This window comes from Kribbella antibiotica (assembly GCF_004349055.1).
GTDB lineage: Bacteria > Actinomycetota > Actinomycetes > Propionibacteriales > Kribbellaceae > Kribbella > Kribbella antibiotica.
Genome location: NZ_SMKX01000032.1, coordinates 31803 through 49895, shown reverse-complemented (window position 1 = coordinate 49895; position 18093 = coordinate 31803). Strand labels below are relative to the sequence as shown.

17 protein-coding genes are annotated in these 18093 nt (G+C 67.2%); 12 read left to right on the top strand and 5 right to left on the bottom strand.

The window, feature by feature from the left end; translation table 11 throughout:
* Positions 1–122: 122 nt before the first annotated feature.
* From dapB to E1263_RS13920, 3 genes are all read left to right on the top strand, one after another.
* Positions 123–869, top strand: a complete 747-nt coding sequence (dapB, locus tag E1263_RS13930; RefSeq protein WP_132167702.1) for a 4-hydroxy-tetrahydrodipicolinate reductase — start codon at positions 123–125, stop codon at positions 867–869.
* 2 nt (positions 870–871) lie between these two features.
* On the top strand, positions 872–1318 hold the full coding sequence (locus E1263_RS13925; RefSeq protein ID WP_132167701.1) for a hypothetical protein: 447 nt from the start codon (positions 872–874) through the stop codon (positions 1316–1318).
* Positions 1319–1451: 133 nt separating this feature from the next.
* Entirely contained in the window at positions 1452–3932 is a 2481-nt protein-coding gene (locus E1263_RS13920; protein ID WP_132167700.1) for an ATP-binding protein, read from the top strand.
* 492 nt (positions 3933–4424) lie between these two features.
* On the opposite strand, the gene E1263_RS13915 is transcribed toward E1263_RS13920, so the two are convergent.
* Both E1263_RS13915 and E1263_RS13910 read right to left on the bottom strand, forming a co-directional pair.
* Entirely contained in the window at positions 4425–6149 is a 1725-nt protein-coding gene (locus tag E1263_RS13915) for an alpha/beta hydrolase (protein ID WP_132167699.1), read from the bottom strand.
* A 78-nt stretch (positions 6150–6227) separates the two neighbouring features.
* On the bottom strand, positions 6228–6791 hold the full coding sequence (locus E1263_RS13910) for a winged helix-turn-helix domain-containing protein (RefSeq protein WP_132167698.1): 564 nt from the start codon (positions 6789–6791) through the stop codon (positions 6228–6230).
* A 46-nt stretch (positions 6792–6837) separates the two neighbouring features.
* Between E1263_RS13910 and E1263_RS13905 the strand changes: the two genes are divergently transcribed.
* On the top strand, positions 6838–7275 hold the full coding sequence (locus E1263_RS13905; protein ID WP_202868869.1) for a VOC family protein: 438 nt from the start codon (positions 6838–6840) through the stop codon (positions 7273–7275).
* Here the strand turns inward: E1263_RS13905 and E1263_RS13900 are convergent, their stop codons facing one another.
* Complete coding sequence (locus E1263_RS13900; RefSeq protein ID WP_132167697.1) at positions 7276–7881, bottom strand: GNAT family N-acetyltransferase; 606 nt, start codon at positions 7879–7881, stop codon at positions 7276–7278.
* Positions 7882–7897: 16 nt separating this feature from the next.
* On the bottom strand, positions 7898–9088 hold the full coding sequence (locus E1263_RS13895) for a DUF418 domain-containing protein (protein WP_238161231.1): 1191 nt from the start codon (positions 9086–9088) through the stop codon (positions 7898–7900).
* 174 nt (positions 9089–9262) lie between these two features.
* Here E1263_RS13895 and paaA point away from each other — a divergent pair, with 174 nt between their 5' ends.
* The 5 genes from paaA to paaE are packed head-to-tail and all read left to right on the top strand — an operon-like array spanning position 9263 to position 12776.
* The gene (gene paaA / locus E1263_RS13890; RefSeq protein WP_132167696.1) at positions 9263–10180 is read left to right on the top strand and encodes a 1,2-phenylacetyl-CoA epoxidase subunit PaaA; all 918 of its coding nucleotides are present in this window, start codon (positions 9263–9265) and stop codon (positions 10178–10180) included.
* On the top strand, positions 10177–10458 hold the full coding sequence (gene paaB / locus E1263_RS13885; RefSeq protein WP_132167695.1) for a 1,2-phenylacetyl-CoA epoxidase subunit PaaB: 282 nt from the start codon (positions 10177–10179) through the stop codon (positions 10456–10458). Before paaA ends, paaB begins: the two co-directional genes overlap by 4 nt.
* On the top strand, positions 10455–11189 hold the full coding sequence (gene paaC / locus E1263_RS13880; RefSeq protein ID WP_132167694.1) for a 1,2-phenylacetyl-CoA epoxidase subunit PaaC: 735 nt from the start codon (positions 10455–10457) through the stop codon (positions 11187–11189). Before paaB ends, paaC begins: the two co-directional genes overlap by 4 nt.
* Complete coding sequence (gene paaD, locus E1263_RS13875; protein WP_132167693.1) at positions 11183–11662, top strand: 1,2-phenylacetyl-CoA epoxidase subunit PaaD; 480 nt, start codon at positions 11183–11185, stop codon at positions 11660–11662. The genes paaC and paaD overlap by 7 nt, the downstream gene beginning before the upstream one ends.
* Before the next feature lie 25 nt (positions 11663–11687).
* Positions 11688–12776: a 1,2-phenylacetyl-CoA epoxidase subunit PaaE gene (gene paaE, locus E1263_RS13870; protein ID WP_132167692.1), complete on the top strand. Its 1089-nt coding sequence runs from the start codon at positions 11688–11690 to the stop codon at positions 12774–12776.
* Between the two features lie 161 nt (positions 12777–12937).
* Here the strand turns inward: paaE and argG are convergent, their stop codons facing one another.
* Positions 12938–14371: an argininosuccinate synthase gene (gene argG / locus E1263_RS13865; RefSeq protein WP_132167691.1), complete on the bottom strand. Its 1434-nt coding sequence runs from the start codon at positions 14369–14371 to the stop codon at positions 12938–12940.
* Between the two features lie 123 nt (positions 14372–14494).
* Here argG and E1263_RS13860 point away from each other — a divergent pair, with 123 nt between their 5' ends.
* From E1263_RS13860 to E1263_RS13850, 3 genes are all read left to right on the top strand, one after another.
* A complete protein-coding gene (locus E1263_RS13860) occupies positions 14495–15286 on the top strand; it encodes a metal-dependent hydrolase (protein ID WP_132167690.1) in 792 nt (263 codons plus the stop codon).
* A 196-nt stretch (positions 15287–15482) separates the two neighbouring features.
* Positions 15483–16397 (top strand): 4-hydroxy-tetrahydrodipicolinate synthase, encoded by a 915-nt coding sequence (gene dapA / locus E1263_RS13855; protein ID WP_132167689.1) that lies wholly within the window; start codon positions 15483–15485, stop codon positions 16395–16397.
* On the top strand, positions 16394–18088 hold the full coding sequence (locus tag E1263_RS13850) for a ribonuclease J (RefSeq protein WP_132167688.1): 1695 nt from the start codon (positions 16394–16396) through the stop codon (positions 18086–18088). Before dapA ends, E1263_RS13850 begins: the two co-directional genes overlap by 4 nt.
* The last annotated feature ends 5 nt before the right edge of the window (positions 18089–18093 follow it).

The window sequence follows — 18093 nt, the reverse complement described above, 5'->3', positions numbered from 1 at the left end:
CAAGGCCGCGCTTCGAGCACCCACCAGCCACTTTCGGCCCGCCGATGTGACTGACCGGTGCTCAAGGCAGGGGGTGGCGGATGAGATCCTTGGGGTCTTGTCGGTGCGTTGAGAGGGTGCGGATGATCACGGTCGGTGTGCTGGGAGCCAAGGGCAAGATGGGCGCTCAGACGTGCCTCGCGGTGGACGAGGCAGCGGATGTGCAGCTCGTAGCCTCGCTGGACCACGGGGACGATCTGGCCGAGCTGTCCAAAGCGGGCGCGCAGGTGGTCGTGGACTTCACCCGGCCGGACGTTGTCATGGACAACCTTGAGTGGTGCATCGCGAACGGGATCCACGCGGTCGTCGGTACGACGGGGTGGGACGAGGAGCGGCTGGCGAAGCTGCAGTCCTGGCTGGACGCTGCCCCGGGCGTCGGCGTACTGATCGCACCGAACTTCTCCATCGGCGCGGTGCTGATGATGCAGTTCGCCGCGAAGGCGGCGCGGTACTACGAATCGGTGGAGATCATCGAGCTGCACCATCCGGACAAGGTCGATGCACCGTCCGGGACAGCACGCCGTACGGCGGAACTGATCGCGGCTGCTCGCCGGGCGGCCGGGTCGGCGCCGATCCCGGATGCGACCACGACGGAGGTCGATGGCGCGCGAGGTGCGGATTTCGAGGGGATCCGGGTGCACGGTGTGCGGTTGCGCGGGCTGATCGCTCACCAGGAGGTGCTGTTCGGTGACGAGGGCGAGACGCTGACGATCCGCCACGACTCGATGGCGCGGGTGTCGTTCATGGCCGGGGTCCTGCTCGGTGTCCGGAGCATCGTGACTACGCCTGGTCTGACGATCGGGCTCGAGCACTTCATGGATCTGGGCTGACGGTGCGAGCCAAGTCGGCGGCGATCGTTCTGGCGGTCGTGTTCGTCGCTTACGCCGTTCTGCTCGGCTGGCGCGGGGTGCTGCTGATCGGGACCGGTGATCCGGTGGCGGTCGGGCTTGGCGTCGCCGTACTGGTGATTCCGGTGCTTGGTGCCTACCTGGTCTGGCGGGAGCTGCGGTTCGGTTCGCAGACCGAGGGGCTGGCGCGGGAGCTGGAGGCGACCGGCGGTCTGCCGGTCGACGACCTGCCGCGGCGGCCGTCGGGGCGGATCGACCGGGCCGCGGCCGATGCGGCGTTCGAGCAGTATCGAACCGAAGCGGAGGCTTCACCTGGCGATTGGCGGGTATGGTTCCGCCTGTCGACGGCGTACGACGCCGCTGGTGACCGCAAGCGCGCACGGGCAACCATGCGCCAGGCGATCGCCCGGCATGCCGCCGATGCGGGCTGAGCAGGCCGCAGGTTTCCTGTGAGTTCGCTGGCAATGGCCCGGATCGCTGACAAGGCGGCCCGGATCGCGATATTTTTGATCAACGTACGTGGCAACCGCCACGTCGAGGCCGGAAACTGGGTGGAGCCGTCCTGTGTCGTCCGACGGATCACGCCGCGGTTCGGATGACGTGCAGGAGGCTGGGTTCGGCGGCCTGTTGCGCCGGCATCGGCGAGAGGCCGGGCTGTCGCAGGAGGGCCTGGCGGAACTGGCCGGTCTGAGTGTCGACGCAATCGCCGCGTTGGAGCGGGGCCGTCGCCGCGCGCCCAGAGCGCACACGCTGCGTCTCCTGGCCGATGCGCTCCGGCTGAACAGCGCTGAGCGCACCCAGCTGACCACCTCTGCCCGCAACGACACTGAGGCGCCACAGCCGGTGCTCCGACGCCCACCTGCGGCGCCGAACGAGCTGATCGGGCGCACTGCCGAGCTCACCACGACGCGGCGGTTGCTGGGCCAGCGCATCACCCGTTTGCTGACGCTGACCGGTCCTGGTGGCATCGGCAAGACTCGGCTCACGTTGGCGCTGGCGGGTGAGCTCTCCGATGACTTCCCAGATGGTGTGTGCTGGGTGCCGCTCGCGGCGCTGACCGATGCAGAGGCGGTCGCTCCGGCCGTCGCCGCCTCGCTCGGGCTGCACCCAATGGACACCAGCCGTCTGCTGCAGGACATCGCTGACCAGATCGGCCGGCGGACGCTGCTGCTGGTGTTCGACAACTGCTCGCATGTGGTCTCCGCCGTCGGGCAGGTGTGTGCAGCGCTGCTGGAGTCCTGCCCGAACCTCTCCATCCTCGCCTCCAGCCGTGAGCTCCTGCGGGTCCCCGGCGAGAACGTGTACGTCGTCCCGCCGCTCACACTGCCTGAGGAGTCGGAGCTGTCCGCTGCGGTCCGGCTGTTCGTTGACCGGGCGAGTGCGCGCGGCTACGACCTGACCGGGCAGCTGGAGCAGGTGGCCCGGGTGGTCCGCCGGCTCGACGGCATGCCGCTGGCGATCGAGCTGGCAGCCGCCCGGACCAACGTGATGACCATTGAAGAGCTGGCCGGTGAGCTGGAGACGTCGTTCGGCATCCTGGCCGGTGGCGACCGCACGGCGTCCCCACGGCAGCAGTCGATGCGTGGCGCGATCGAGTGGAGCCATGACCTGCTCACCGCGGCGGAGCGCGATGTGTTTGCGCAGCTGTCGGTGTTCGTGGGCGGCTGGTCGCTAGGCGCGGCCGCGGTGGTGATGTCGGGGGAGTCCGCGCCCGGACCGGTGGCCAGGGCCGAAGCGCTTGATCTCACCGGGCGCCTGGTCGACAAGTCGCTCATCCGGGTGACTCGGCATGGTGGCGTCGCGCGGTACGACATGCTCGCCGTGATCCGTGAGTTTGCGGCGGACCGGTTGCAGACGACATCCAGTGTGGACGAGGCGGTTCGGCGGCACGCGCACTTCTACGTCGGCCTGGCTGAGCAGGCGGAGCGCGAGCTGCGCGGTGCCAATCAGGAGGAGTGGCTCGAGCGCTTGCAGAGCGAGCTGGACAACCTGCGCTCCGCTATGGCGTGGGCGCTGCAGACCAGGTCAGCCAGCGAAGCACTGCGACTCTCTGGTGCGCTCTGGCGGTTCTGCTATCTCCGCGGTCACTATGCCGAGGGCGGCCAGTGGCTAGAGCGTTCACTCGCTCTCCTGCCGACGACCGACGATCCGAGCCCCGCACTGGCCAAGGCGAATCTCGGTGCCGGCATGCTCGCATTCCTCCAGTGCGAGTACGACGTGGCGACCACCCGTCTGGTGACTGCGCTCGCGCAGTACAAGGAGCTGGACGACGCAGCCGGTACGGCGTTGGTGCTGCAGCGACTCGGGGGAGTGGCGCGCGAGCGTGGCGACTACCGGGCTGCCGAGGATCTGCACTGTCAGAGCTACGACCTGTTCGAGAAGGTCGGCGACCAGTCCGGTATGTCGTGGGCGCACAACCAGCTCGGCTTCGTGGCCTGGCTGCGGGGTGACCTGGACATCGCTGCGCGCCGGTGTACGAAGGCACGAGACAGCTTCCGGAGACTGGGCGACGGCGAAGGTGTTGCCTGGTCGCTGATCAGCCTCGGCGCGATCGCGCAGTACAAGGGTGAGCTGGTCCAGGCGGAGGTACTGCTGCAGGAGAGCCTCACGCTGTCGCAGCGGCTCGGCTATCGCGAGGGTGTGGCGTGGTCGCTCAACCAGCTCGGCATTGTGGAGCGGCGGCGTGGCCTGACCGAGCGGGCAGTGCATCTGCTCGACGAGAGCCTGGCTGAGCATCGGGACCTCGGGGACCGGTGGCGGTCGGCCAGTGTGCTGGAAGAGCTCGCGGCGGTGGCTCAGCAGCGCGGGCACAGCGAGTACGCGGCATTCCTCCTGGGGGCGGCGGACGGCGTACGGGAAGTGATCCAGGCGCCCGTGCCGGAGGTTGAGAAACGCGACTACCTGGCGACGCGGAGCGCGATCGAGGAGTCGCTGGATCGGCGTGCCTACCGGACGGCTTGGTCTGCTGGGCGTTCTGCACCCTTGGCTGCCGTGGCCGACGGCTACCCGGAGCAGAGCTCGGCGCCCCACCCCCGCTACCTCTGAGACCCGCTACCTGTGAGACCCGGCCGATCAGCAGTCCACCAGAGCTGCTGATCGGCGGGAGTCCCTCAGTACATGCCTCGCGGAGCATCACGACCTGGGGGATCGAAGATGCCCCGCGAGGGATCTGGGGTGCGCGGTCGGTGTCCGTGGGCCCAGCCGGCTGCGCCTCTGTCTGACCCCCCAGGCAGTCCCCCCACCTGGCAGCCGGCCGAATCCACGTTCAGCGGTCGAGCCTTTCGTCGAGCCCTCCCGGTCGACGCCCGGCTCTCCCGCGCTGACACAAGGTTGCCGAAGTCACGCTCTGTCGCACAGGGACGGAACCCTGACAAAGCCCTGACAAAGGGATTCTGACAACGAAAGCCCTTGGGTAATTTCGCCGACGGTAACCGTGGCCTGCCGGTGGGTGATTCTCACCGGCCCGGAATTGCCGGTCCGGAATGGCAGTCAAGCTCTCGGTTGCCGCGAAATCTAAATCATAAAGTTCGTTATGTTTTAGGGTAGGTACCCCGAAATAGCGGCGGTGAATCCAGCGACCCGGCGCAGCGGCGAGCCGGTCGCCGTACCGGTGCTCTCGTCCTCGGTGCCGACCGGTTCCGGGGTGGACGGAGCGGGGATGCCTTCGCCGCGGCAGCTGACGTCGGCGGCCGGGCTCTTGCCGGTGGTGAGGAACGTGTTGACGATCTTGTCGGCGCATTTGTTCACGCCGCCGTAGATGCCGTGATCGCCTTCGCCGGTGATGGTCAGCAGCCGCGATCCGGCGTACCGCTGATGGGCCGCGGTGGCCAGGCTGTAGCTGGTGGCAGGGTCGTTCTGGCTCTGCACCATCAAGGTTGTCGGCAGGCCGGCGCCGGTCGGCTGCGGCAGGTTGAGCCGCGGGCGGTCCCAGTAGAAGCACGGATTCTCGTTCATGCTCCAGCCGATCAGCGGGCTCTGCCGGCCGAGGCGCGCGGCGAGCTGGTCGGCGGTCTCCCGGCCCTGCGGCCAGGCGGTGTCGTTGCAGGTGATCGCGGTGAAGGTCGCGCTCTCGTAGTCGTCGCCCAGTGAATTGCCCAGTGAGCTGAGGCCGACGGGGCTGCGGTGCGCGCGCCGTACGAGCTCTCGCTGACGGGCCGGGGAGAGTGCATCGACCTTGCGTTGGGCGGCCTGGGCACCGCTCTTTGTCTGCGTCTGGGAAAGGTCGCGAAGAAATGCGAGATCGAGCGCCAGGGAGTAGAAGTCAAGCTTTGTATACATATCCCCGGAAATCATGGCGTCCAGGGTGTTCTGGTCGTAGGTGATCCGGATCGTTCCTTCGAGGAACTCCTCGACCGCCGGCTGCTTCTTCAGCGCCGCTCGTAACTTTTCGTAGTTGCGTACCACCTGGCGGGACGTCATCCCGAGGTGCAGCTTGTCGTCGTACTTGGCCGCCCAGGTCGCGAAATCCTGCTGGAACCGGCGCTCGAACGCGGCCGGCTGGGCCGAGAACGTGGTCAGCCACGAATCGGTGAAGTCGGTGTTCGAGTCGAGGACGAAGCGGCCGACGTGGGTGGGGAAGTAGGTCTGGTAGTACGCGCCCATCCAGGTGCCGCCGGAGTAGCCGACGAAGTCGATCTTGTCGAAGCCGAGCAGCTGCCGGATCAGGTCCATGTCCTGCACGGTCTGCGCGGTGGTGACGTAGGGGAGCAGGCCGCGGGACTGACGGTCGCAGTACGGCTGGGCGAGCTGGGATGCCTGCGAGATCAGCTCGAGGTTCCAGGCGTCGCGATCGCGGGCGTCCATCGTGTAGCTCGGTGCGCCCTGGCAGGTGACGTTGGTGCTCTCGCCACTACCGCGCGGGTCGAAGCCGACCGCGAGGTGATCCTTGGCCAGCGGCGCCTGGCTCGCCAGGTACGGCGCCATGCCGAGCCCGGCGCCACCCGGCCCGCCAGGGTTGCCGAACACGACCCGGGTGGGCTTGCCGTGCTTCGGGGTGACCTTGCTGATCGCGAGCTCGATGTCATGTCCGGCGTACTGGTTCGACCAGTCGCGGGGCGCGGCGATCTTCGCGCAGAACGTCCGCAGCTCCGCGTCGCCGCACTGCCGCCAGGTGAGCTTCTGCTGGAGGTACTTGTTGGCGACCGGCCGCGCCTTGTCGACGACCACCTCCGACTGCATCGAGGCGGTTGCTCCCGACCCGGGGACAACGAGGACGGCGGCGGCGGACAGCCCCAGGCCGAGGACCAGGGAGGCGAGCTTCATGCAGACTCCAACGGCAAAGCGTGATCGGACCGTCGCAATCTGTCATGTCAGGCTCGCGGGGTCGAGCACCGCCCCCGGCTAGTCGGCTTTCGGCGGCAGGAAATACGCGAGCATCCGCACCCGCCGTGCATCCGGCACCGGCTCCTTGCGTTGCAGATAAGGCATCAGCAGCACCTCAAGGTCCTCCTGCACCTTCCGCAGCTCTTCTGCGGTCAGCCACATCCCGGCGTTGAACAGACCCGCCGACCGGGCCCAGTCGTTGTCCAGTTCTGGCTCGGTGTCCTCGACCCACTGCCGGGGGAGGTGTTCGTAGCTCAGCAACATCGCACTGCTCAAAGCCCGAGCCGCCTGCTGAACCTCGACGTCCCCGTCCTCAGGAATCTCGAAAAAGATCCCCCGCCCACACGCCTCCCAGCTCTCGCCATCGCGCTTCACCAGCCCCACGCTCGCCAGCTTCTCGGCATGCGCGCCAGCGGCCTCCGCACTCATCCCCACGGCCTCAGCCAGCTCGGCCGTAGTCGCCACCCCATGCCGAGTCAGCCGATCAGTAATCGCCAGCCGCACCGGCTCAGCCAGAACCCGCATTGCCTCGGCGCCCTCAAGCACCATGTCCCCAACCTCGTTAACCCGCACCTCAGTCATGCCGGTAAGAGTGCCTTAAGGTCGGTGCAACTTCAGGAGGAGACACATGACGGCGTTCGATCTGCACATCGTGTTCGACTGCGCGGATCCGGATCGGGTGGCGCAGTTCTGGAAGGCGGCGCTCGGTGGGTACGACTTCCCGATGCCCGTACCGGACGGTTTCCTGACCTGGGACGACTGGGCGGATGCCCAGCAGATCCCGGTCGAGAAGCGCCCGACCGGGCGGACCTTGGTGGACAAGGTGCGCGACCGGCCGGACATCTTCTTCCTGCAGGTGCCCGAAGCGAAGCTGTTCAAGAACCGGCTGCACCTGGACATCAAGGTGGCACCCGGCTTGTCCGGCGACGAGCGTCGGACGGCGGTCGACGCCGAGGTGGATCGGCTGATCGAGCTCGGCGGCGGAGTCGTACGGCGGACGGACGAGCCGGACGGCTACTTCGTGGTCATGCAAGACCCCGAGTCGAACGAGTTCTGTGTGGCCTGATCAGTCTTCGTTGGCCGGGTCGGTGTGGAGGCGGACCTGCTTGATGCGGATCGATCCGTCGCCGTAGAGGTCCAGTTCGCGGTGGGCGGAGTCGGGGGCCCAGCCGGCTTCGGTGTAGAACGCCCGGGAGACGTCATCGGTGGAGTTGATCCAGACGGTGACGCGGCGGAAGCCGTCGGCGCGGACTGTGTCGACGACTGCGTTCAGGAGGCGGGAGCCGTGGCCGGCGCGGGTTGCGTCGGGCTGGACGGCCAGTTCGGCGATCAGGGCGTCGTACTGGCTGTCTGCGTCGGGGTCGTCGGAGGCGGTGATGGCTGCGAAGCCGACGGGGGTGCGGCCGGCCAGGGCGATCATGACCCGGTTGCGGGCCTCGCCGGGGGCGACCAGAGCGGCCCGCCACTGAGCGGCGAACTGGGCCGGGTTCAGGTCGGCCAGGACGTCGGCCGGGAGGAGGTCGGCGTACGACGCCCGCCAGGCTGCCACCTGGATCTCACCGATCGCATTCGCCTCGGCGGGCAGCGCGAGCCGCACACTGGTCTCGGCCACCGGCGGCTCACCGGACAGGTCGGACAGGTTTTCTGGCTCGGGTACGCCGAAGTCACTCACGCTGCCATCCTCTCAATCAGTAGACGAGACGACGCAAGAGGGTCTCCGCCGGACCGCGGTAGCTCCGGCGGCTCATCGCGTACGCACCGATCACCGAGACCAGCCAGACGCTGACTGCGCACGCGAGCGCCACGTACGCCGTACTGCCGAACTGGTGTGCCAGATCCAGAGTGAACGGTGCCAGTAGCGCCATCCACGCAATGGACTGGAACAGGTAGCCGGACATCGACCGCTGACCCAGTGCAGAGATCGCACGGACCGGTAGCGACAGCTTGGTGATCCGGGAGACCAGCAGACCGAACAGTGCGATGTAGCCGGGACCACCGAACATCCCGCTCACGTGGGACAGCATGCTCAGCGCAGCGACTGCGGACTCGTCCACATGCAACCAGCCTGCTCCGACCAGTGCGTACGGCAGGCCGCCCAGGATGGTGATGCCCATGCTGACCACTGCGACGCGGGTGAGCAGTGTGCGGTGTGCGGCCGGGTTCTCCAGAACCTGCTTGCGTGCGGCCCAGATGCCCAACCAGACGACCATGATGAACGGGATCACGCTTGCGGTGTGGAGCGGGTACTCGTGCAGCCGGTCCAGCAACGACGCCCCGTACGACGACGCTGCCAGCGAGGGGTTTGGATCGTTGACGATCGCGTGAGCCGGGCCGGAGCTGGCGAGTGCCGCGATGGCGGCTTGAATGCCGACCCAGACGACGTACACGATCTCGAGGGCCCAGATGCCGATGATGAACCGATGGAACCTGTCGCTGCGGTTGAGCAGTAGCAGCGTGCAGATGATGCCGACGATGCCGTAGGCGCCGAGGAAGTCCCCGAAGTACAGCAGCGTGGCGTGGACCGCGCCGAAGGCGATCAGCCAGGCGTTGCGCTTCATCAGGACCCGGCGGACCGCACCCGGTGTGGCGCCGGATGACTTCTGGCGCCGAGCCAGCTGAACCAGGCCGTAGCCGAACATCACCGCGAAGACCGGGTAGGCCCGGGCGTCGACGAAGGTGAGTTTGAGGAAGTTGATGATCCGCTCGAAGCCCTGTGGAGTGGTTTCGACGCCGGGCTGGCCGGCGAAGGCGAAGTTGGAGCTGTTGGCGAGCCCGATCAGCAGCAGCATCGCGCCCCGGATCAGGTCGGGTGCGAGGGCCCGTTCCGTTCCGGTGACCGGGCCGCGGTGATCGGCGGGGAGAGTTTGCTGGGTCGTCACGGGGAGCGCCTTTCCAGAACTGTATAGCCCTTGAACTGTTAGGTAGATCCTCCCGCCGCGGCGACCGTGCCCCCAGTGCGTTACGCCCCCTGTTGGGGGTAGATCCAGCACCACCCTTGTGACACTTGTTGTCGATCCGGAGAAAAAGTGTCACATCTGAGTTATGCTCGGGCCATGGACAGCTTCCAGGCGACCATCGACGCCGACAGCCGGATCGAACCGCGGGACGCCATGCCCGACGGCTACCGCAAGACCCTGATCCGCCAGATCGCGCAGCACGCGCACTCGGAGATCATCGGCATGCAGCCCGAGGGCAACTGGATCAGCCGGGCGCCGTCGCTGCGCCGCAAGGCGATCCTGATGGCCAAGGTCCAGGACGAGGCCGGGCACGGCCTCTACCTGTACGCCGCCGCCGAGACGCTCGGCGTGGATCGGGCCGACCTGCTCGACATGCTGCACACGGGCCGGCAGAAGTACTCCAGCATCTTCAACTACCCGACCCTCACCTGGGCCGACATCGGTGCGATCGGCTGGCTCGTCGACGGCGCCGCGATCGTGAACCAGGTGCCGCTCTGCCGCTGCTCCTACGGGCCGTATGCGCGAGCCATGGTCCGGGTCTGCAAGGAGGAGTCGTTCCACCAGCGGCAGGGCTTCGAGATCCTGCACACGCTGTCCACTGGTACTCCGGGGCAGCAGGCGATGGCTCAGGACGCGCTGGACCGCTGGTGGTGGCCGTCGCTGATGATGTTCGGTCCGCCGGACGCTTCGTCGACGCACTCCGAGCAGTCGATGGCGTGGGGGATCAAGCGACACAGCAACGACGAACTGCGGCAGCGTTTCGTCGACATGACGGTCCCGCAGGCCGACGTACTGGGTCTTCGTGTTCCTGACGACGGACTGGTCTATGACGAGGTCACAGGTCACTACAGCTTCACCCAGCCGGACTTCACCGAGCTGTACGAGGTGGTGAAGGGCAACGGGCCGTGTAACGAGAAGCGGCTCGCCACTCGGGTCAAGGCGCATGAGGACGGTGCCTGGGTTCGTGAGGCCGCAGCGGCGTACGCGGCGAAGCAGATGGAGCGTGCGGCATGACGGTTGAGCCACTGTGGGAGGTCTTCGTGCGGTCGCGGCGTGGGTTGTCGCACACGCATGTGGGGTCGCTGCACGCGCCGGACGCGACCATGGCGCTGCGGAACGCGCGTGACGTGTACACGCGACGCCAGGAGGGCGTGTCGATCTGGGTGGTGCCGGCAACGGACATCACCGCGTCCAGCCCGGACGAGAAGGACGAGTTCTTCGACCCGGCGGCTGACAAGGTCTACCGGCACCCGACGTTCTACGACGTGCCGGAAGGTGTCGACCACCTGTGAGCGATCTCTTCACATACGCACTTCGGCTCGGTGACGATGCGCTGATCGCCGCGCAGCGCATGGCCGAGTGGATCGCGGCCGCGCCGCAGCTCGAGGAGGATGTTGCCCTGGGCAACATCGGTCTCGACCAGCTGGGGCAGGCTCGCTCGCTGCTGCAGTACGCCGGTTCGATGGACGGCCGCACTGAGGACGACCTGGCGTACTTCCGAGAGGAGCGCGAGTTCCTCAACGTGCAGCTGTGCGAGCTGCCGAACGGCGACTTCGCGCACGCCATGGCCCGCCTGCTGTACTTCGCCTCGTACCAGCACCTCCTGTACGACGAGCTGCGGGCGAGCGCCGACGAGACGCTGTCCGGCGTTGCAGGTAAGGCGGTCAAGGAGGTCGCGTACCACGTCGACCATGCGACGCAGTGGGTGCTCCGGCTCGGCGACGGGACCTCGGAGAGTCATCGGCGCATGCAGGCAGCGCTGGACGAGCTCTGGCCGTACACCGCCGAGCTGTTCGAGTCAGACGATCTCGTACGACGACTGCCGGTCGCTGTGGACCCGGCGGGACTGCGGGATGAGTGGGAACGCCGAGTGCTCGCGGTGATCGACGAATCCACGTGCAGTCGGCCAGAAGCGTCGTACCAGCATCGGGGTGGTCGGAGTGGTCAGCACACCGAGCACATGGGGTTCCTGCTGGCCGAGCTGCAGCATGTGGCGCGTTCACATCCGGGTGCGACATGGTGAGCGACGCAGCGATCCTCGACGCGGTTGGTGAGGTCGCTGACCCGGAGGTGCCGGTGCTGACGATCGCTGACCTCGGAGTGCTGCGCGGTGTGCGGCATGAGGGTGATGAGGTCGTTGTGACGATCACACCGACGTACTCGGGCTGTCCTGCGATGGATCTGATCCGGCATGAGGTTGAGCTGACGCTTAACCATCTGGGCGTCGAAGGCCATGTGGAAACTGTCCTGTCGCCTGCGTGGACGACGGACTGGATGAGCGAGGCCGGCAAGTCGAAGCTGACCGAGTACGGGATCGCACCGCCGACTGGGACGCGTGCTGTCGGCGGTCCGGTGATGCTGTCGCTGACTCTGCGCTGTCCGCTGTGCGGCTCACCCGACACGTCCGAGCTGAGTCGCTTCGGGTCCACGTCCTGCAAGTCGCTCTGGCGCTGCAACAGTTGCCGTGAGCCCTTCGATCACTTCAAATCCATTTGAGAACCAACGCAGCAAGGCGATCTAAATGACTACTGTGACTGCCCCGCGGCGCAGAGCCGCGTTCCACGCGCTGAAGGTCGCCGCGATCGAGGCGCTGACCGATGACTCGGTCGCGATCACCTTCGCCGTACCGGCTGAGCTGGCGGGGGAGTACGACTTCGCTGCGGGCCAGCACCTGACAGTCCGCCGTACTGGTGAGGATGTGCGGCGCAGCTACTCGATCTGCTCGCGCGCTGGTTCCGGTGTGTTGCGGATCGGTGTGAAGCGGATCCCCGGCGGCACCTTCTCGGCGTACGCGGCGAACGAGCTCAAGCCGGGCGACGAGCTCGAGGTGATGACGCCGCTCGGCCGCTTCGGTACGACGCTCGACCCGGCCAACGCCAAGCACTACGCCTTCGTAGCCGCAGGCAGTGGCATCACACCGGTGCTGTCGCTGGTCGCCACCACCCTGTCCGTGGAGCCGTCCAGCCGCGTCACCCTGCTCTACGGCAACCGCACTGCAGGCTCAGTGATGTTCGCCGACGAGCTGGCCGACCTCAAAGACGTGTACGCCGAGCGCCTGCACCTCGTGCACGTGTTGTCGCGTGAGTCGACCGAGGTGGAGCTCTTCAGCGGCCGCATCGACGCAGACCGCCTCCAGCGCATCTTCGCCACCATCCTGCCGATCGCCGGCGTCGATGAGTGGTTCCTGTGCGGTCCCTACGCCATGGTCGTCGGCGCCCAGGACCTCTTGCTCTCAGAAGGTGTCGACCGCTCCCAGGTCCACGCAGAGCTCTTCCACATCGGCGACGAAGCCCCCAAGCCTCCCGTCGAAGACACCACCCCCGACGCGGACGCAGCCCAGGTCACCGTCATCCTCGACGGCCGCCGCTCCACCTTCCCCCTCGGCGAGAACGCCCGGCCCATCCTCGACGCCACCCTCGCCGTCCGCTCCGACGCCCCCTTCGCCTGCAAAGGCGGCGTCTGCGGCACCTGCCGAGCCAAGGTCCTCGACGGCGAAGTCCGCATGGACACCAACTGGGCCCTCGAGCCCGACGAAATCAAGGCCGGCTACGTCCTCACCTGCCAGTCCCACCCCACCACTCCCGCGGTCACCGTCGACTTCGACGCCTAGCAGCGCCGCGCTGCCGGTCCCCATTTGATGGGCTGACCCACGGGGTTGTGGGTTGGCCAACTGCATGCAGCTAGCCCACCCGCAACGCGGTGGGCTGACCCATCAAATGGGGCTGGCCGGCCGCAGGGATGCGACCGGCCAGAAGGCAACCCGGACGTCGTTCAGTCGGTGCCGGACTCCATAGCCGCCCGGTCCAGCAGCAGCTCGTCCTCCGACGCCTCGCCACGGGAGGCGATCGCCTGCGCACCACCGGTCGGCATCGGGCCGATGAGGTCGGTGGAAGCGGCCAGCGCCGGGTTCGACGTACCGAACAACCCCAGTACGGCGTACTGCTCGAGCTTGGCGCGGGAGTCGGCGATGTCGAGGTTCCGCATGGTGAGCTGGCCGATCCGGTCGACCGGGCCGAAGGCGGAGTCCTCGGTGCGCTCCATCGACAGCTTGTCCGGGTGGTAGCTGAAGGCCGGGCCGGTGGTGTTGACGATCGAGTAGTCCTCGCCGCGCCGCAGCCGCAGGGTGACCTCGCCGGTGATGGCGGAGCCGATCCAGCGCTGCAGGGACTCGCGGATCATCAGGGACTGCGGGTCGAGCCAGCGGCCTTCGTACATCAACCGGCCGAGCTTGCGGCCCTCGTTGTGGTACGCCGCGACGGTGTCCTCGTTGTGGATCGCGTTCACGAGCCGCTCGTACGCCGCGTGCAGCAGCGCCATACCCGGGGCTTCGTAGATGCCCCGGCTCTTGGCCTCGATGATCCGGTTCTCGATCTGGTCGGACATCCCCAGCCCGTGCCGCCCGCCGACCGTGTTGGCCTCGAGCACCAGGTCGACCGCGGAGCCGAACTCCTTGCCGTTGATGGTCACCGGCCGCCCCTGGACGAAGCCGATCGTGACGTCCTCAGTAGCGATCTCCACCGAGGGGTCCCAGAACTTGACGCCCATGATCGGCTCGACCGTCTCGATGCCGGTGTCCAGGTGCTCGAGCGTCTTCGCCTCGTGCGTCGCGCCCCAGATGTTCGCGTCGGTCGAGTAGGCCTTCTCAGTGCTGTCGCGGTACGGCAGGTTGTGCGCGACGAGCCACTCGCTCATCTCCTTGCGCCCACCGAGCTCGGTGACGAAGTCGGCGTCGAGCCACGGCTTGTAGATCCGCAGGTTCGGGTTGGTCAGCAGCCCGTACCGGTAGAACCGCTCGATGTCGTTGCCCTTGAAGGTCGAGCCGTCGCCCCAGATCTGGACGTCGTCGTCAAGCATCGCCCGGACCAGCAGCGTGCCGGTGACGGCCCGCCCGATCGGCGTGGTGTTGAAGTAGGTCCGGCCACCCGACCGGATGTGGAAGGCGCCGCACGTGAGCGCGGCCAGGCCCTCCTCGACCATCGCCGCGCGGCAGTCCACGAGGCGCGTCAGCTCGGCGCCGTACGCCGTCGCACGGCCGGGGACCGATGCGATGTCGGGCTCGTCGGCCTGCCCGAGATCGGCGGTGTAGGTACAGGGCACCGCTCCCTTGTCGCGCATCCACGCGACCGCGACAGACGTGTCGAGACCTCCCGAGAACGCGATTCCGACCCGCTCACCAACCGGCAACGACGTAAGCACCTTGGACATAGGAAGAGTATGCATTGCCCTGAATGATTATGCAAAGCGGCGGGGACGGGTGTGGCTGTTGTGACTACTGAGACGAAATTGAGAGAATGGCAGCTTGCTGGAGGGGAGTGAGGCGCACCAATGATGGGGCGGTCGCATGCGTTGTCGGGATGGGTCGTGGGGCTGGCGGTCGCGCCGATGGTCGGGTTGACCTCGGTGGCCGAGGTGATCCCGTTCGCGGCGGCCACGGCCGGCTACGCGTTGGTGCCGGATCTGGATCACCCGGGCGGGAGTGCGTCTCGGATCCTCGGGCCGATCACCGGCCTGATCTCCAGTGCGATCCGGACCTTCTCCGGTGTCCTCTACAACCTCACCAAGGGTCCGCGGGACGAGGACAGCACCGGCAAGCATCGCCACGCGTCGCACACCCTGGCGGCCGCGATCGGGCTCGGCATGCTCGCCGCCAGCCTGGGGGACCGCGGCAAGTGGGCGGTCCTGGCCATCGCCGCCACCGGGCTGCTGCTCGCGGCTCATGTGCTCGGTGACTGGGTCCTGTTCGCCGTACTGGGAGCCACCGCCTACTCGATCTTCGGTGCAGCACTCCCCGGTACGACGCCCGCTGACGCCCTGCAGGCCGGCTATGCGGGGATCGGTGGCTGGATCGGTGTCGCGGTCGGGCTCGGGATGTTCACCCACTGTCTGGGCGACAGCCTGACGCGCTCCGGATGCCCGTGGCTTTGGCCACTGCCCATCCGCGGCGAGACCTGGTACGAAATACGACTGCCGCGACTACTCCGGTTCAGTACGAACAGCTGGGTCGAGCGGCTGGTCGTCGTACCGGCGTTACTGGTTGCTGGTGTCCTGCTGCTTCCCGGGGCCTGGCAAATCGTTGAACAAGCCTTCAATGCGACCTCGATCTGGGTTGCAGATCACTGATTTATCGACAGAGAGCTACGGAGGCATTACGCATTGTGGTCCCAAAAACTTTTCCAGACTTTTTTCGTGGAACCTGTAACGACTCCTTGGGCGCACCCGATAGGACCAGTGAGCCTGGTAGCTGCCCGGACCCCCGAGCGGACAGCTACCAGGCCTACTCATTTCTTCAGGGCGTCGGGACGGTAATCTGAGCACCATGCCCTCGCCTGAACCTCTAGCCGCACCGGCGCTGCCCTTCGGCCGCCTGACGACGGCAATGGTCACTCCCTTCCAGCCTGACGGATCGCTCGATCTGGTTGCGGCCCAGAAGGTGGCCACGCATCTTGTCGACGGCGGGAACGACGCCCTCATCCTGAACGGCACCACCGGCGAGGCCCCGACCACCTCCGACCAGGAGAAGGCGGACATCATCCGCGCCGTCCGGGAAGCCGTCGGCGACCGCGCCAAGCTCGTCGCCGGGGTCGGGACGAACGACACCGCCCACACCATCGAGCTCGCCCGGCAGGCCGAGGCCGCCGGTGCCGACGGGCTGCTGGTCGTGACGCCGTACTACAACAAGCCTCCGCAGGAGGGTCTGCGTCAGCACTTCGTCCAGGTCGCCGACGCGACCGGTTTGCCGAACCTCGTGTACGACATCCCTGGCCGCGCCGGGGTCGCGATCACGACCGAGACGCTGATCGCGCTCGCCGAGCACCCGCGGATCGTCGCGGTGAAGGACGCCAAGGGCGACCTGGCCGCCACCACCAAGGTGCTCGCGAACACCGATCTGTTCTACTACTGCGGTGCCGACGAGCTGAACCTCGCCATGCTGGCGATCGGTGCGGTGGGGATCGCGAGTGTGGTCGCCCATGTCGCAAGCCCGGAGTACCGGCAGCTGATCGACGCCGCGGTGGCCGGCGACCTCGCCCGCGCACAAGAGATTGATCGACGGTTGGTGCCCGCCGTCGAGACGATTATGACCATTACCCAGGGCGCCATCATGGTGAAGGCCGCGCTCAAGCTGGCCGGCGTCCTCGACCACGCGACCCTCCGGTTGCCGCTGATCGAGGCCACGCCTGCGCAAGCAGACCGGCTCACCACCGACTTGAAACTGGCAGGACTGATTGCATGAGCCATCCCCATCCGAATCTTGACGCGCCCGGACCGCTGGCTCCGGGCGCTTTGCGGGTCATCCCGCTCGGCGGCCTCGGTGAAGTAGGCCGCAACATGACCGTGTTCGAGTACGACGGCAAGCTGCTGATCGTCGACTGCGGCGTACTGTTCCCGGACGAGAACCAGCCCGGCGTGGACCTGATCCTGCCGGACTTCCAGCCGATCCGGGACCGGCTGGACGACGTCGTCGCGGTCGTGCTGACGCACGGCCACGAGGACCACATCGGCGGGTTGCCCTACCTGCTGCGCGAACGCGGCGACATCCCGGTGATCGGGTCGCAGCTCACGCTCGCGTTCCTCGAGGGCAAGCTGAAGGAGCACCGGCACCGCAACGTGCCGCAGCAGACCGTGGTCGAGGGCGAGAAGCTGCAGATCGGCCCGTTCGTCTGCGAGTTCGTCGCGGTCAACCACTCCATCCCGGATGCGCTCGCGGTCGCGATCCGCACTCCGGCCGGCATGGTGCTGCACACCGGTGACTTCAAGATGGACCAGCTGCCGCTGGACGGCCGGATCACCGACCTGAACGCGTTCGCGCGGCTCGGCGAGGAAGGGGTCGACCTGTTCCTGGTCGACTCCACCAACTCCGAGGTCCCCGGCTTCACCACCCACGAGCGCGATATCGCCCCGGTGCTGGACGGCGTCTTCAACAAGGCGAAGAACCAGCGCATCATCGTGGCCTGTTTCGCCTCGCACGTGCACCGCGTCCAGCAGATCATGGACGCGGCCGTGAAGCACCGCCGCAAGGTCGCGTACGTCGGCCGGTCGATGGTCCGCAACATGGCCGTGGCCCGTGATCTCGGGTTCCTGACCGTGCCCGGTGACACGCTGATCGACATGCGCGAGCTGGAGAACTACCCGCCCGAGCAGGTCGTGCTGGTCTCCACCGGGTCCCAGGGCGAGCCGATGTCGGCGCTGTCCCGGATCGCGGCCAACGACCACCACGTCGTCCAGATCCAGCCGGGTGACACCGTCGTCCTGGCGTCGTCGCTGATCCCGGGCAACGAGAACTCGGTCTACCGGGTGATCAACGGTCTGACCCGGCACGGCGCGAACGTGGTCCACAAGGGCAACGCGCTGGTGCACGTCTCTGGTCACGCGAGTGCCGGCGAGCTGCTCTACTGCTACAACATCGTGAAGCCGCGCAACGTGATGCCGGTGCACGGCGAGATCCGGCACCTGCACGCGAACGCCGAGCTGGCGATCCAGACCGGCGTACCGCGTGAGAACGTGGTCGTCGTCGAGGACGGTGTGGTGGTCGACCTGATCGACCGCAAGGCCGTCGTGGCCGGCAAGGTCGACTGCGGTTACGTCTTCGTGGACGGCTCGACGGTCGGCGACATCACCGAGACTTCGCTGAAGGATCGGCGGATTCTGGGCGACGAGGGTTTCATTTCGGTGATTGCCGTGATGGACTCCGTCACCGGGAAGCTGACTGCCGGACCCGAGATCCAGGCCCGCGGGTTCGCCGAGGACGACACTGTCTTCGACGACCTGAAGCCGAAGATCGAGGCGGAGATGGCGAAGGCGATCGGCGGCGGGGTGGACGACATCTACCAGTTGCAGCAGATCATTCGCCGGGTGGTCGGCAAGTGGGTCAGCGACACCCACCGCCGGCGCCCGATGATCATCCCGATCGTCGTACAGAGCTAATCGTC